Source organism: Pseudoalteromonas aurantia 208 (genome assembly GCF_014858725.1).
In the GTDB taxonomy this organism is placed as follows: Bacteria; Pseudomonadota; Gammaproteobacteria; order Enterobacterales; family Alteromonadaceae; genus Pseudoalteromonas; species Pseudoalteromonas aurantia.
In genome coordinates this window covers 195,897-211,798 of the sequence record NZ_AQGV01000014.1, presented here as the reverse complement: position 1 = coordinate 211,798, position 15,902 = coordinate 195,897, and the positions used below count along the sequence as shown (strand labels likewise).

Genomic DNA, 15,902 nt, shown 5'->3' with positions numbered 1-15,902 from the left:
TAGATATAAGAATCATATATAATTTATTCTAGTGTGAAGCTGTTTTGTAGCGGTCGATAATTTAGGCTGCATTTATTGACCTGTAGAGGCTGCGAGAGTGAAACTATTTTGTACTGTGATATTTTTATGAGTAAACAATGAAGGCATACATGCTTTTATTGATCCTCGTAAGTCCTTATTTGAAAAAACGAAATCGTAAGCCTGCCGCAAAAAGTTATATAAGATTGAGGTATTTGATATTGAAAGTGGAGGGTTGCAGAAAAAGTGTACGCAATAGTTATGGAATGAGTGCTTAGCCTTAAAGAAAGGCGCAAAATGCGCTTTTCTGAAGACGACAGCTCATAGTGCTTACACGATATCGGTTTCTTTACATGCCGCTTGTTTTTTTATGACATGGTCTATCTCAACCAACGTTTCAAGTAGTGGTGCCATATCAGCCAATGGCCATGAGTTTGGACCATCACTTTTTGCTTCTTCAGGGTTTGGATGAGTTTCCATAAATAACCCAGATATACCGGCAGCAACAGCGGCTCTTGCTAACACAGGAATATGTTCTCGCTGTCCACCAGAGCAATGTCCTTGGCCTCCTGGTAATTGTACTGAATGCGTTGCGTCAAAGATCACAGGACAGTGAGTACGTCTTAATATAGAAAGGCTGCGCATATCGACTACGAGGTTATTGTAGCCAAAACTACTCCCTCGCTCGCATACCATAATGCCATTATTTCCTGTGGATCTGGCTTTTTCTACTACATTGAGCATTTCTTCAGGTGACAAGAACTGCCCTTTCTTAATGTTGACCGGCAGACCTTGGTTACACACATTTCGAATGAAATTTGTTTGTCGGCACAAAAAGGCAGGGGTTTGCAGTACATCAACAACATTCGCAACTTCGTCGAGAGGGGAGTCTTCATGTACATCAGTTAATACAGGAACGCCAATCTGTGTTTTAACTTGTTCTAATATTGCCAGCCCTTTTTCAATACCTAAGCCTCGAAAGCTATGTAATGACGACCGATTGGCTTTATCAAAGGAGGATTTAAAAACATACCGAATACCTAATCTATCGGTCACTTCTTTCATATGGCCTGCAGTATCAATTGCGAGCTGCTCACTCTCAATAACGCATGGACCAGCAATCAGAAAAAAAGCATTATCTTCTGATAAATTAAATCCGCATACATTCATTTTATTTTCCTTAATTTGAGTATCTTTCAACATTCCTTATAACTTGTAAATACAAGGAATTGTAGTTAAAAGATGATTATCATATAGATGAATAGTTAGTCACTATTCACTCGTCAGCATTGTGCGCTTTTTTCTTTTAGTTTTTTTACGATATATTGGGATATTGGTATTGCTGATGTCGCAGCAGGAGAAGGCGCGTTACATACGTGTAAACTTCTTTGTGTTTCTTTGAATAAAAAATCCTGTATTAGTTTGCCATTGGTTGTCACTGCTTGAGCACGGATTCCAGTTGGGAAGCGTTGTAAATCGGATAACTTTATTGCTGGGCAATATTTTTGTACTTCTTTTAAATATCGGCGCTTTGAGAAAGTGTTTTGAAGTTCAGACAGCGCTGCATGCTTATATGTTGCTAATAGCTTCCAAAAACCAAGGAAGCTTAAGTTTATCCATGCGTCTTTAACACAGAAGTTTAGTTTGCCATACCCTTCTCGCTTCCAGCCGAGCACCGCATTGGGACCTACCGTCACTTTCCCACTGACCATTGGTGTAATGTGAATACCAAGAAATGGTAATGATGGATCTGGAACTGGGTAGATTAAATGACTGACCCGATTGTGCTCATTCTGCGATAACTCATAATATTCTCCTCGAAAAGGGATTATGCGAAAATCTAGAGGGATATTAAACATACTGGCCACTTTATCTGCATGTAGCCCTGCACAAGCAACCAAATAACAAGTCTTTATCACTCCATTGGATGTTTTTAAGTGGATACTCTCAGTGGTTTCTGATGCGCTATATAATTCAGTACTTGTTAATATTTCACCACCCATACGGGTAAATAACTCTGCTTTTTTTTGACATATGACTTTGTAATCTACAATCGCAGTTTGTTTGAACTTCAGTGCTCTGAGGCCGATAATATTGGGCTCTATTGCTTGTAATGTATGTGCATCTATTTCTTCTGCGGGGATGCCATTTTCTGAGCATAGCGCATGAAGCTTTTCCAGTCGTTCTAATTCAACCTGGTTTGTTGCTACGACTAACTTACCCGGTTGCTGATATTCTATATTATGCTCTTCGCAGAAATCTTTTGTGGCTTGTGAGCCGGCTTTACAAAACTCAGCTTTCAAACTGCCCGATTTATAATAGACTCCCGCGTGAATTACACCGCTATTTCTACCTGTTTGGTGAATTGCCAGCTCACTTTCTTTTTCAATAACAGCAACAGTAGCATTTGGGTGTGATTGCTTAAGCTCTAATGCTGTTGACAAACCCACTATGCCACTACCAATGATAACGTAGTCAAAAGATTTCATATTTTACTCATATTAAAAAGGTGTGTTATCGGCAGTCATTTGAAATGCTTATATGACTGCCGCGATAGCCATTGCTCATCTTTATTCTGGGGAAGTAGCCCCAACAATCGCTTCATACTCGTCTTCCCAAAAAAACTTACTTTCTCCAAATGCGGGTTTCAGATCATTTAACCACGTTGCCTTTTCATCAAATTGGGCAAAAAATGGTTTCTGTACCCACTCAGGATTACGCGCTTGAATAAATCTTAGTGCGAATACTTTTTCACCTTTGACTTCACAGACGCCCGAAATTTCTATTTTCCCAGGCCCTGCGCTCATTGATGGACCTCGCACAGTTCTGCTGACACCAGACACTTGTTGATACGCTTGCTTAAATATTTCCCATGTTCGATAAAGTGGCAACTCAAAGTAGCGCTTTGCTCCGGTGTCACGCTCAATAAAAACATAGTAAGGTATGATGCCGAGCTGAGTTTGCAGCTTCCACATTTCAGACCACATGTCAGGATCCGTATTAATATGGTTAAGTAATGGTGCTTGAGAGCGAATTTGAGCACCAGTAGCCCTAATTTTTTTTATGGCCTCTTTAACAATATCCGTCCTTAATTCTTGGATGTGGTTAATATGTGCCATAAAAGAAATATGCTTACCCATATCAACTAACCTTTTAATGAGAGTCAGGAAATCATCGGCATCAGCATCTGTGACATAACGATGAGGCCAAAATGTGAGAGACTTAGTTCCAATGCGTATCGTTTTAATATGATCAAATTCAGGCTCGGCCAATGTTTCTAAATAAGCCTTAAATTTTTCGGTCCGCATGACCATAGGATCTCCACCCGTGACAAGCAAATCAGTAATGTGTTTATTACTTTTTAGGTATGCGTGTAATTGCTCTGCATCATTGTTATTAAATCTTGAAGACTTGCCAACAAACTGTGCCCATCGAAAACAAAAAGTACAATATGCGTGACAATACTGACCTTGGGAAGGAAAGAATAAAACCGTTTCTTTATATTTATGCTGCATACCATTAACTTTTTCGCCATTCAATGACGGTACGTTGTGCTCCACTTGCCCTGCTGGATGGGGGTTTAATTTATTACGTATTTCTTGAGCCAAGCTTAATATTTGTTCTGGCTTAGGATCTCGTTTGAGCAAATTCGCCATTTTTTTAAAGGACACATCATCGAGCATCCCTTTTTGAGGGAAAACCAGTTGGAAAATAGGATCATCCGGAACTTTATGCCAATCGATTAAGTTATCAATGACGTAATTGTTAACCCGAAAGGGAAAAACGCTAGAGACGACCTTCATTTCAAATCGAATACTTTCAGGTAATTGAGATATAAATTCAATTCTATCTATTTGTTTATTCTGATAAGAAATAAATTTATCTGGGGTTTTTTTTAATAATGAGTCTTCTGTTTTTATTTTAATATTACTAATCACGACAATATCCTTTTAACTTATGATTTTTTAATTCACCGTACGAAAGCCTCTCGGGTTCGTTAACATTAAATAAACATTAAAGCCTGGTTTGTGAGCTTTTTGGTTCGGTTTGGCGTTTCTTCTCTGTGGATCTGATCTTTAATTGATCTTAGTTGTTTCATTTATGTTTCATATGTTTGTTTAGGTTAAATAATAATTAAATTATTGACTGCTTGAAAAAAGTGATTATCATACACAGCTGATTTTATTTTAAAAGTAAAAATTCTACTAAAGGAAAGTGTTATAACTTATTTTTTGGCTATTTTAAGTTAATGTTTAAGTTAGATGTCAATGCTGTGAATTTTTCTTTTAATATAATGAAATAAATTGGAATGTAATATTTTTCAATTAAATTTCAAAGTGTATTTTAATGATTTTTTATTATGTAAAAATTCAACGGCACAACTTAAATTTATGTAAAGGAGTATTTTTTGAGTAATTTCATTGATAGTTTAAAAAATGTTTGGCTTGATGGCCACTTTGTGGAAAGTTCCGAGTCAAACATTCCATTTTTAACACATGGCTTACATTATGCCAGTTGTGTTTATGAAGGTATTAGATTTTATAATAAAAAGGCATTCAAACTTGAAGAGCATATCGCGAGGTTGTTTAGATCTGCAGAGATAATGGATATGGAAATTCCTTTTGATGAGGCAGGTATTATACAGAGTATTGAAGAACTGATTGCACGTGGAGACATTACAAACGGTTATATCAGACCTGTGGTTTGGCGCGGTAGTGACTCAATCGCAACATTTGCACCAAATAACAGAATTCACGTGGGCATTGCTGCATGGGAATGGCCTAGTTACTACACGAAAGAAAAAAAGCTTGAAGGTATTAGACTTGGGTTGTCTAAATGGAAGCGGCCAAATGGTGACACAGCACCCATTGAAGCCAAGGCCTCAGGTCACTATATGACTTTGACTCTCAGTAAACATCAGGCGATGCGTGATGGATATGACGATGCAATATTACTTGATACCAATGACGCAATTGCAGAGGCCACAAGCGCGAATATTTTCTTTAGTAAAGATGGCGAACTGCACACCCCAAAACTTGGTTCAATCCTTGATGGTATAACGCGACAAGCCATTTTTAAATTTGCGAAGTCCCATGATATTCCAGTCATTGAAAGAGATATCACGCTCTGTGAAATCAGTACTTTTGACGAAGCATTTATTACTGGTACAGCATGTGAAGTGACGGCTGTAAAATCAATTAAAGACCACACATTTAACAATAATGAACTTGTCTCTAAGTTTATTGATGGTTATGCACAAATGTGCGGCGAATAGTAAGGAAACTAAGTAATGATCCATAGTCATTTAAGTGAGCTTGAGTCAGTTCGGCTGTCTCTTAAAGTATCGGGGTTTTCCATTGTAAACGGTTTTCAAAATGAGAATGAGGCTGAAGATTTGCTAAAGAGCCAATGGGAATTGGCGCCTCAGTATGATGGAAACTTAATCAATCATGTTAAATCATCTAAGCAGTACCAGGATTTACCTTTATCTAAATCTAAAGGTGAAATAGGGCCTCATACTGAAGGGGTTGCTTACCGGATGCCACCTAGATATCTAGCATTATATTGTGTTGAGCAAGCAGAAGTTGGGGGCAATACGCACCTTTATGATGGTTTTAAGGTTTTTTCCGCTTTAAAGAAAGAGCAGTGGGATGTTGGTATAAATCATCGTTTTAATTTTAAAACTGCTGGGAAATTTTCAGATGAGCAAGAAAATCATGCTTTGAAATCCATAATAAGTGAAAAGGAAGATAACGGCACTCTTTTTAATTTTAGCTCTAACTTCTTTAAATGGGGTGATGTTAACCCTGTCGATACTAAAAAAGAAGCGTCCTTTGAGGATAATATCCAAGCTGTTATAGATAATATACTTTCTCAATGCGAAAGAGTAAAAAGCAAAGTGCGCATCGCTCCAAACTCCTTATTAATATGGGATAACCATAGAATGTTGCATGGAAGAGAAGGCTATTCAGATCCAAATCGCTACTTAATTAGGTATTGGTTAAATGACAAAATTGCAAAATAAAATAAAAACAGAATTACTTCGAGAATATATTGAAGATGCATTAAATAAATTAGGTGTGAACTCTGAGTTAACAAATTCGATTTGTAGCGCATTAATTAAAACAACACAGTGGGGTATCGATACGCATGGCATTCGATTATTTCCAACATACGTTAAAGAGTTAATCGGGGGCCGCGCTATTGCTACTAATCAAATGGATGCTGTCTTTGTTTCTAACGCAATGGTTAAGCTTGACGCAAAACAAAACCTGGGTGTATTAGCTGGTTTTAAAGCAGCGGAACTGGCGAGGGAAATAGCACAAAGTAATGGTTGTGGTATTGTTTCTGTATCAAACTCTAATCACTTTGGTGCAGCTCAATTATACGCGAGACAACTTGCAAAACATGATTTAGTTGGTTTAGTTATGACTAATGCCGCACCTCGTGTCGTGCCATTTAACGGTCATCAACAGCTTTTTGGGACTAATCCGATTTGTTTTACCGCGCCCGCTCAGAATGAAGTGTTTTGTTTGGATATGGCCACCAGCCAATCCTCATATTCTAAAGTAAAAGGGTTTATTCGAGACGGTAAAGTGTTGCCTGATTCTTGGGTTGCAACGGCAGATGATACAGCACCAAATTCTTTAAGTGATATTGTTGGCTTGTTGCCACTAGGTGGCTATAAAGGGCAAGGGCTTGCGATGATGGTTGAAATTCTTTGTTCCACGTTGGCGGGGTCATTGTCTGGGTGCCAAATGAGTCATTTAGATACTGAGCCTTATGATCAACCCAGAGATGTTAGTCATTTTGTGTTAGCGATAGATCCTGCCAAGTTTACCCCAATTGAAGCGTTCAAATCTGCGCTGTCTGAGTATTTAAGTGCAGTACGTAATTCAACTCCAGCTGGCGCAGCGCAAATACTAACAGCGGGTCAGCAAGAATTGTATTTAGCAGAAACAAGACAGCAGTTTTTATCAATGACTGAGTTTGAAATAGAGGACTTTGCAAGTATTGAGTCATCTATCGGTGTTGCAAGAAGTATTCATACCTTAATCGAATAAAGATCAATACTAATTAATTTTGGAGCGTACAGTGGAAGCATTATTATTCCTTGGAAAGGAACTCGAAGCATCATGTTTCAACTTGTTGGTTGATAAGTATGAAATATTGCATATTTTAACCGCTAACAATACACCTGTTGTGGCACACCCTCGTGTTCGGCTTTATCGTTTTGATGACTATTTCAATAACGGAGAAGTTGAACTGGAAGCATTGGAAATCATATCATCTAATAGCGATATCAGCATTTTAGGGATTGCTGAAGGTGATGTTCTTAGAGTTTCAGCGTGTAAGGAAGCACTCAGTGACCCCCATGTTACTGTCGCGGACACCATGCTTTTTAGAAACAAGCTGATGATGAAGCGAGCAGTCGCACAATCAGGGTTTCACGTCCCTGAGTTCGCTCCGGTATCTCAACCTTTTGATATTATAAAATTTATTGAAAAGCATGGCTACCCAGTCGTCCTTAAACCAGTGTCAGGTTCCGGAGGAACCAATACTTTTGTGATTAAGTCAAAAGCTCAACTGCGAGGTGTACTCAACGCAAAGCTCTTTAATTATAAAGAACTCTCTGAGTCCTTTATGATTGAAACCTTTGTCGCGGGTGATATGTATCACATCGATGGCATTGTCAATAACAACAAAGTAGAACTGCTTTACGTGTCTCGATATAGAGCATCGTGTCTGTCTTATCACTATGGTAATAGTTTGAGTGGGCACACGCTTGACGATTCTCACCCGCTCTATGAAAGATTAAAAAATGCCACGAATGTACTGGTTGATGTGTTTCCATTCCAAGGTATTACGCCGTTTCATTTAGAACTCTTCGAAACTCCTGATGATGACATTGTGTTTTGTGAAATGGCTTGTCGAGTGGGGGGAGGTCCCATAATGGAAACTTTGGAGGTTGCAACGGGTAATAGACTTGATGAACTTGCGTTCAAAGGGCAAATAGTACCTGAGTTTAGAGACTCTTTGCGTCGTTGTGGGTCGAATATGCGATGTGCAGCAGGTTGGGTGGTAGTACCACCTCAAGCAGGCCTATTGAGCGTTTTTCCAAATGAGTTGCCTTTTGAATGGGTTGAGCGTTATTACCCAAATGCCGAAGTGGGTCAGACATACAGTAAAGCCAATAATGATAGTGATCACATCATGAGATTCATTATTACTGGAAAGGATTATGTCGAGGTTTCTGAACGCTTAGATGAAGTTGAGCAGTGGCTCGACCAAAATGTCGTTTGGCAATTTCAGCAGGTGCAAAATTTTTAGAGTGTTTAATAAGCATCACTTTTACGGTAATGAATTAAAAAATATAGAAGTAGTGAGTCGTAATTTATGGAAAATATATTGGTTATCGGTGGCAAAGACTTCATGATGAAATGCATGGTCGATCTCGGTCTCAAATTTACACTGGTTCAATTTCCTGGGCAAGTAACACCCTTTCAGAAAGAACACGCTAATTTTATAGTAGAACGGGACTATCCAAATACCTCACCTACTGAAATATTGGCATTATTGCCTAAAAATAATCGGTTTGAAGTCGTGGTGAGCTTCACAGAGTATGGCTTATCCTGTGCGGCTGATATAGCCAGTGAGTTAGGTGTCCCTAGTAACTGTGACATCGAGGCGATTGCGATGACCAAGGACAAGTTAGCTTTTAGAAAAATCTTGGAGAAATACCACATTAATAATGTGCCATTCACCCCAATTTACAGTGAGGCGGATATCGCTGACTTTCTGAAGCAGCATGGCAAGATCATTGTTAAGCCTAGCCAAGGAGCTGGTAGTTTCGGGATTCATTTGGTGACATCTGAAAGTGAAGCTAAAAAGGCTTTTGAACATGCGATACAAGCCAAGATGGGCAATATTATGGCTGAAGCCTTTATTGAAGGCCCTGAGTATAGCATCGAGAGCATCTCAAAAAATGGCCAACATGAAGTTGTCGCTATCACTGAAAAAGCCACAACAGGCGCTCCCTACTTTGTCGAGTCCGGTCATTCTCAACCTGCAGAGTTATGCGTAGATATTGAAAAGAAAATCACGGAATTTACTATCGAGTTATTAAATATCATTGAGCATAAAACCGGGCCATGTCACACAGAAGTAAAAATATATGAAAATCAAATATATATTATTGAAACACAAACCCGTTCTGGGGGGGACAATATTTGGCTTATGACACACCTAACCTCTGGGACAGATTTGTTTAAAGAGACAGTTACAACATTATTGAACTTACCTTGTCAGATTAGAGAGCCAGTAAGTAACGCGGCGGCAGTAAAGTACTTCATGCCTGATACTGCCGTATCCGCTGGTATTGAATCCCGTATAGATAAAATTGGAAATATCAACGACGTGGTTGATTTACATATTAACTTAGAATTATTTAATGCATGCCACAGCTCCAGTTCTTCACTTGACAGAGCCGGTTATGTTGTAACGAGTGCAGAGACTCGTTCGGCGGCATTAACACTGGCTGATAATGTAGTGAATACAATTGTAAAAGGACAGTAAAGTGAGAGTACTTGTTTTAGGTTCAGTGCGTCCAGCGCATCGCTATTTAGAGCGATTAGGACATGATGTTGCTCTTTTTATGTTTAAATCAGAAATCAAACCTGATGATGTAACACATTGTTATTCTGATATTCATATATTTGATGATGAGTGTCAGCTTGATTCACTACTTGATATCGCTAAAGTGATGCATGCAAATAACCCATTTCATGCTGTGTGTTGTTTACATGACAATATGCAGCATTTCTCTATTGCTATCGCAGAAGCGTTCCAACTACAGTTCCCTGTTACTGCGCATTCTTTAGAGACCAGTATATGTAAGTATAAAACGCGTCAACTGCTCAAAACTAGCAGGCTTGATAATACTTTGTGTGAGCAAGTCAATTGTTATGAAGAGTTGGCCCAATTCATTGAGGAGCACGCAGGAGAATTTATCCTAAAACCGTTACAGGGCACCGGTAGTGCAGGTATTCAAAGAATTAATAGTAGGGTTTTTTTGGCAGACGTGATCACGCAATGGCAAAGCAATAAAGGGCAGTTTCCCGCAATTATTGAACAATTTCTAGTGGGTGAAGAATATAGCATCGAATGTTTTTCAGAGTCGGGACAACATAGAGTGTTGGCGATCACTGAAAAATTGAAAGATGAAAGCAACTTTGTTGAATTAGGCCACGCCATGCCAGCGGCAATTACGACCGAACAAGAAGCAGCAATCATTGATTTTATTAAAACTGTTTTGACCGTTTTACAGGTCGATAATGGGCCGAGCCACAGTGAAGTTATCTTGACATCTGAAGGCCCTCAGCTCATTGAAACTCATACCCGAATGGGAGGAGATAATATTGCGGATTTAGTGGAGCTGACCACAGGCTTAAACCTCATAGAGCTTACGGTTGATCAGTCACTAGGGGAGTTTGTGTTAGATCGTATTCCACAAGATTTACCTAAAAAAGGTTACGCTGCTGTACGTTATATTGCGCCTGTTTTTAATCAAAATACATGTTTTGAGTCGTGTCATGGCATTGCTCAAGCTGAGCAGCCAAAACATGTGAAATTTGTAAAAGTGCTAAAGAAACAGGGAGATGATATGGGCTTAGTACGCCATAGTTATGATCGTACAGCGATGGCTTTGTGTCAGGGAGATAGCTTGGCGCACGCATGCCAAAATGCAACCGATGCATTGAAGCAATTGCAGCTACACGTCAGTTGGAAAAATAGCTAAGGGTTAAACAATGAAATGGATAGGTGCGGGCGAGTTTAGTATCAATGTTGCCTCAGGCATATTTACACTCACTATTGGAAAGCTGTTGTATGATATGACTGGGCAGCTATGGGCATTTGCTGGGGTGTTTTTTGTGGAGTTATTGGCCACTATGTTGTTGCAAGGCTTTTCGGGCAGTATTACAGACAAATTTGGACCAAGAAAAATTTTATTGGTCAGTATAAATACTTTGACTGCCGTACTGCTTTTGCTGTCTTTGATGAGCTTTTTAACCAATGAAAATCTATATATTTTCGTTGCGTTTGCTGCCGCAATTACGATTTCTAAGCCCTTCACAAAAAATGCTGTATTTACACTTATTCCGAGCGTGGTTGATAAAGATAATATTGAAAAGCTAAATGCTATCATTTCTGCAAGTTTGCAGTCGGGACAAATTTTTGGGTTAGTGGTTGGTGGCATCATACTCAGCTTTGAATCGAAGCAGTTGATCCCCTCTACCATTACCTTTTTTCTATTTATTTCTGCCGTAGCATATTATATTTTTTTCAAACAGATAGATAATAACAATCGTTCAGATATTGCGCGAACGCAACGAGAGAAAAAACTGAATTGGCGATATACATTAAAAGTTATCATGTCGAATCCAATACTGATGATTGCGCTTGTCATTACAACATTTGATTTTATGGCGCTTGGGATTTTTAATTTGCTATTGGCGCCAGTTGTTAAATATAACTTTAATAACAATACAAATTGGTTACTCATTTTAGAACTCGCCTTTGCTTTCGGTGCCATCATAACAGGGGCAGTAGCAAGCCGGGTTAAAATAAATGCCGAGTACAAGCTATTATTCACACTGTTATCGAGTTTTAGTTTGATGCTATTTTTGAGCTGCTACTACTTTAAACTGGGGAGTGTAGCCACCCTTCTCGCTATTTTCTTAATGGGGGTTTCTAGCACACTTTCAGTGGTTGCATGGAGCGCTACGGTACAAAAGTTATCTGATGATAAGGTAAGAGGAAAAATATCGTCTATTCGACTGATGTTAAATACCTTGCTTCCTGCTTTCGTTGTTTTGGCTGTGTCAGCTTTTTATCAAAGTGGTGGTTTTAAACATGCTTTGCTTATTGCGTTATTCGGTGCAATGTTGATGGTGTTCGTATCTATCTCATTGATAATATCTGATTTATACAAAGTTAGAAAAAAAGTCAGTGTTGTAGGTTTGCCATGAATAAAGTTTATATAAAGATATTATCTTGGCTATTAATAGCAAGCTTACCGTACAGTGCGCAAAGTTCTGATACGGAGTTTTATCTGCTTGGCAAGCTTGAATATGAAATACATCATTTAATTATTTCAAATATTGAAGGTGTGTTAAGGCAAGTGAATGTGCGGGGAGGGCAATATATTGAAAAAGGTCAAAAGCTGGCGGCAGTATCTGGTATTGAATACGGCGTTATTAATCAAGAAATTATCAACGATACTGGGCATAATATTGTAGTTGAGACTTATTTAAAGCAAGGAGATAGAGTGAATAAGTTCCAACCAATTATGCGATTAGTTGAGCGAGACAATTTTCATATCGTCGCACCTGTTTTTTCACATAACATCCATCAAATAGAGATAGGGCAGGATTTGGAAGTTACTTTTTCTCCAGAGCGTGGACCGGTATCCATTCAAGGGCAAGTAAAAGCGGTTAACTATCTTGAAGGCCAAGTCCCTTATGCCAATATCGAAGTTGCTTTTGATGTTCAGCGCTGTAAAGAAGATAAAAAGTGTAAACACTTTTTAAAACCTAATACCTTAGTAAATATAACAATAAAAAATAACCATGGATGATAAATTAAAAACCAGATTCAATATCTCTGTAACGGTCATACTATTTTTGATTGGGTTGAACTGGTTTTTTCAACTGCCCATATCACTTTATCCGACGATCAGTAAACCAAGTATTCAACTTTCATTTTATTACGACCAAGATGTTCATAGCTTTTATCAAGAGTGGGGGAATAAGATTGAGCGTTCACTGAGAGATATGGATGGTGCGACTGAAGTGGATGGTACTTATAAAAATGGACAAGTTAAGTATGTGATTCAATTTGACTGGTACATAAAGCCAGAAATTGCCAAAAAAGAAGCGGCACGATTTGGTGCAATGTACCAGGCACAACTACCTAAACACTTACCTAGCTATAAAGTTGCCTATTATGATCCAACCTCAGAAAGCTACCTTGCAATTAAAGCGAATAAGTACGAAGTAGATCAACTTGCAAAAATCCTTCAGCAAACTTTAGAACCTCAACTAAAAGCGATTAAAGGGGTTAGCCGAACCATGATTGCTGGTGGCTCTACAGAAATGGTTAATATACAAATCAATCCTTTTGCTTTAATAGAAAATAATGTCAAGTTACAAGATGTTTTGAGTGCCTTACGTCAGTATAGGTATGATGAAGCAGTTGGGGTTTTAGAGTCGAGCAGTGAAGGAAAAGTGAATATTCGTCTCACCCAAGGGATTTCGAATTTAGCGGATATTCGCGCTGTTCCTATCACTGCAAACCCAGGTAAGCCTTTGCTGTTAGCTGAAGTTGCAGAGATACAACTTATCAAAGAGCAAGGTAATCGGTTATTCCAATATGATGATATTTCTGTTGTTGTTATTGGTGTTTGGCCTGAACCAGATGCCAATCAATATTGGTTAGCAAAACAAGTTAAAGAAGTCATAGAGGTCACCGCAGGACCTCTAGGTGATGTATTTTCGCTTAACGACCCTCAAGAATTTGTTGATGCGGCTATTCTAAATATTGTGGTTTCTTTGTTTGTTGGAATGTTTTCTGCTGCGTTTGTTGTGCTCGTGGTTTATCGTCGGTTTTCTACCTCACTGCTGATTGTCATAACCATGCCGATTACGCTTTCTATCTCCATAATTGCAATGCAAGTATTAGGTGTTGGTATTAATATTTTATCCTTGGGTGCTATGGGTATAAGTATTGGTATGGTCGTAGATAACGCGATTGTGATCATCGACCGGATCACACACAGTCAAAATAAGGCGCTAACGAGTGAGAAAGAGATTATTGAGGCCGTACGATCAGTCAAGCCTTCGCTTATTTCTTCTACTTTGACTTCTATTATTGTGTTTTTACCTTTGGTATTTAGTGCACCAATGATCTCTGCCATTTTACGTGATATGGCGCTTGTTATTGTGTCTATTTTGTGTGTGTCACTGTTTATTAGCTTATATTTTTTACCCGCTATTTTCTTAGCCTTTGCAAAGAAAAGGCATTTTTCACCGAAAAAGCCATCAGTAAGATTTGAACAGGTCATGTCACAGTTTTTGTCTAATAAGACATTGAAAACATGGGTATTAGTATTGGTCATTTTCTATATATTATATGTGCTGATGCGCATTCCTACGTTAATTGAGAGGGAGGTCATTGCTCAGCCTAAAGCAGAAATTGTTGACATTTTTATGCCATTCACTGCATCAGGCCTGTCGAATTCAGATAAATTAGCAGCCTTGGCTCCGATTAAAAGCGCTCTAAGAGATGAGTTGGGGCAGCATATAAAGTATATATATAGTGACATTAGAGACGAGTATGCATATTTGACTGTTCACTTGGTGTCTTATCGTAATTTCGATGCATTTTATGGCTCTTTAAAACACGTATTAAGCGCATTTGGTGAAGACGTAACCTATTCACCTTGGATAACAGGCGCATTGAAGATCGAGGACCATCCTGATCTGACGCTTTATTTTAACCATGATAATGAGCATATTAATCGGGATTTACTTAAAAAGTCATATCAATGGGTCAAAGATAGACCAAGTACATATCGCAGTGATGTGACGCCAAGGCTATTTAAAAACAACGAATTAGAGCTTAATCTCAGAAATAATTTGGTGGATAGATTGTTAGTTGGGCAAAATTACAACTCGGAGATTGCCGATTTAACTGAATATTTAAAATTCACCGCTAGTCCATTTACTTTATATAAAATTAAGTTGGATGAAGGATTTTTCCCACTGAAAGTATCGATTTCAAATAATAAGTCTTCTGTTGAAGCTATTTTGCAAACCCCCGTACAATTTGCAGGTAAAAATGTATTTTTACAAGATGTGACAACTCTTTCAGCCGTTGAGACAGCAAAGGAGTTTGCGTCGCGAGATGGCAGGGCGATGTTCAGGCTTAAAATCTGGTTTGACAAAGCGGTACAAGTAGATAATCAAAAGTTTATTGCCGCGTTAGAAAGTATGCTTAAAACAGAGTTCGATCAAGATGTGCTTCCAATGCGAGTAGAAAATTCCAAAACAGAAGTAGAACAAAGCCTTCAGTCGTTAAAAACAACTTTGGTGTTTTCGATTTTGATGGTTTTTATCATTGTACTTTATCAATTTGGCACAATGCGCAGTGCGTTGATGATATGCACAGCTATTTTATTTGGTATTACGGGAGCCATTCACGCAATCTATTTATTTGACAGTACATTATCTCTTAATTCTATGCTGGGGATGTTGATATTGGTTGGCTTAACAGTCAATAACTCAATACTTCTACTTGATTTTTTTAATCGAAATAGTGCCCAAGGCATGGTGACGGTATTGGCCGTAATAGGCGCATTACGTAATCGCTTTCGTTCGCTTATTGTGACAAATTTGACAACTATTGTCGCAATGTTACCACTGGCAATTGGCTATGGTGCAGGAAAAGAAATATTAAAACCACTGGGGATAAGCATTACGGTCGGTCTTTTTATTGCAACTACGCTCACTATCGTAGTACTGCCGATTCTAATGAGTTTTATGGCACCAAAAGTGTCTACTGTCTTTTCAGAAACGCGACAAAGTAATAACAAGGTTTGTTAAAGAGTCTAATAGCAAGCAATAAATAAGTGACAATAGTAGCTGTTTACAATGGTTTATCATGTGTAGTTATATCAAGTTAAAAATAAGTGTTCTACACAACTAAATCAGGACACTTTTCTTAAGGAACTTTGCTCATATTCCATTACCATTAATAAAGGTTTTCAGTGAAAATCAGTAAAAGGCTTTATTAATCGACCACATTTGTGTGAGTGAACAATAGTT

12 protein-coding genes are annotated in these 15,902 nt (G+C 38.4%); 9 read left to right on the top strand and 3 right to left on the bottom strand.

Annotated features, from left to right (window positions below; genetic code table 11):
• Positions 1–348 precede the first annotated feature (348 nt).
• From kdsA to PAUR_RS18045, 3 genes are all read right to left on the bottom strand, one after another.
• Entirely contained in the window at positions 349–1,188 is an 840-nt protein-coding gene (gene kdsA / locus PAUR_RS18055) for a 3-deoxy-8-phosphooctulonate synthase (RefSeq protein ID WP_192509123.1), read from the bottom strand.
• 113 nt (positions 1,189–1,301) lie between these two features.
• Positions 1,302–2,507, bottom strand: coding sequence for an L-2-hydroxyglutarate oxidase (gene lhgO, locus PAUR_RS18050; RefSeq protein ID WP_192509122.1), 1,206 nt, complete (start codon positions 2,505–2,507; stop codon positions 1,302–1,304).
• An 81-nt stretch (positions 2,508–2,588) separates the two neighbouring features.
• A complete protein-coding gene (locus PAUR_RS18045) occupies positions 2,589–3,956 on the bottom strand; it encodes a KamA family radical SAM protein (RefSeq protein ID WP_404821703.1) in 1,368 nt (455 codons plus the stop codon).
• A gap of 470 nt (positions 3,957–4,426) precedes the next feature.
• Between PAUR_RS18045 and PAUR_RS18040 the strand changes: the two genes are divergently transcribed.
• The 9 genes from PAUR_RS18040 to PAUR_RS18000 all read left to right on the top strand — a co-directional run bounded on the left by PAUR_RS18040 (position 4,427) and on the right by PAUR_RS18000 (position 15,680).
• Positions 4,427–5,293, top strand: a complete 867-nt coding sequence (locus PAUR_RS18040) for a branched-chain amino acid transaminase (protein ID WP_192509121.1) — start codon at positions 4,427–4,429, stop codon at positions 5,291–5,293.
• 15 nt (positions 5,294–5,308) lie between these two features.
• Positions 5,309–6,043, top strand: a complete 735-nt coding sequence (locus tag PAUR_RS18035; protein WP_192509120.1) for a TauD/TfdA family dioxygenase — start codon at positions 5,309–5,311, stop codon at positions 6,041–6,043.
• Positions 6,024–7,082, top strand: coding sequence for an Ldh family oxidoreductase (locus tag PAUR_RS18030; protein WP_192509119.1), 1,059 nt, complete (start codon positions 6,024–6,026; stop codon positions 7,080–7,082). Before PAUR_RS18035 ends, PAUR_RS18030 begins: the two co-directional genes overlap by 20 nt.
• 31 nt (positions 7,083–7,113) lie before the next feature.
• The gene (locus PAUR_RS18025; RefSeq protein ID WP_192509118.1) at positions 7,114–8,349 is read left to right on the top strand and encodes an ATP-grasp domain-containing protein; all 1,236 of its coding nucleotides are present in this window, start codon (positions 7,114–7,116) and stop codon (positions 8,347–8,349) included.
• A gap of 66 nt (positions 8,350–8,415) precedes the next feature.
• On the top strand, positions 8,416–9,594 hold the full coding sequence (locus tag PAUR_RS18020) for an ATP-grasp domain-containing protein (protein WP_192509117.1): 1,179 nt from the start codon (positions 8,416–8,418) through the stop codon (positions 9,592–9,594).
• 1 nt (position 9,595) lies between these two features.
• The gene (locus tag PAUR_RS18015; RefSeq protein WP_192509116.1) at positions 9,596–10,816 is read left to right on the top strand and encodes an ATP-grasp domain-containing protein; all 1,221 of its coding nucleotides are present in this window, start codon (positions 9,596–9,598) and stop codon (positions 10,814–10,816) included.
• A 10-nt stretch (positions 10,817–10,826) separates the two neighbouring features.
• Positions 10,827–12,047, top strand: a complete 1,221-nt coding sequence (locus PAUR_RS18010; RefSeq protein ID WP_192509115.1) for an MFS transporter — start codon at positions 10,827–10,829, stop codon at positions 12,045–12,047.
• Positions 12,044–12,655 (top strand): HlyD family efflux transporter periplasmic adaptor subunit, encoded by a 612-nt coding sequence (locus PAUR_RS18005; protein ID WP_192509114.1) that lies wholly within the window; start codon positions 12,044–12,046, stop codon positions 12,653–12,655. The genes PAUR_RS18010 and PAUR_RS18005 overlap by 4 nt, the downstream gene beginning before the upstream one ends.
• Positions 12,648–15,680, top strand: a complete 3,033-nt coding sequence (locus tag PAUR_RS18000) for an efflux RND transporter permease subunit (protein WP_192509113.1) — start codon at positions 12,648–12,650, stop codon at positions 15,678–15,680. The genes PAUR_RS18005 and PAUR_RS18000 overlap by 8 nt, the downstream gene beginning before the upstream one ends.
• Positions 15,681–15,902: the final 222 nt, after the last annotated feature.